Here is a 413-nt window from a genome sequence, read left to right as displayed (position 1 = left end):
GTTCAGTGCATTAAATGTCAAGAAGAAGACGGACAATAGGGAGCTATTCAGACGAGCCACCATGGACTCCTGCATGGCCATCTGGGCAATGCGTTTTAAGTGTGCTTCTCCCTGTTCAGTACGGTTCAAATGCAAATAGCCGAGCAGAACCTGAACGTGGTTCAACCAGTCATGCCGCTGCCTGTTCAAAACATCCAGCAGCTGGTCGGTCTGCTGTGTAAACAGTCTCCGCTCGTACCCCATCTCATTCACCCAAGTCGATAAGAATTTCTTTCCTACCTATTGTATCACAAAAAAAAGCGGGGCAATTAGAAAACTTGGTTGCACCATGACTTTTGGTTTAGCATTCTTCCGCGACCACCACAGTCTCCACATCTCGGAACTATACTTTCCTCCTCGACAATCTTCTGATC

General features: G+C 47.2%; 1 protein-coding gene. It reads right to left on the bottom strand.

Annotated elements, in window-relative coordinates; genetic code table 11:
* The coding region (locus SB775_RS27550; protein ID WP_410864317.1) for a Spo0B domain-containing protein at positions 1-243 on the bottom strand (243 nt) is incomplete at its 3' end.
* Between the last annotated feature and the right edge of the window lie 170 nt (positions 244-413).

The organism is Peribacillus sp. SIMBA_075, assembly GCF_046534585.1.
This window is presented reverse-complemented; position numbering and strand designations above follow the sequence as displayed.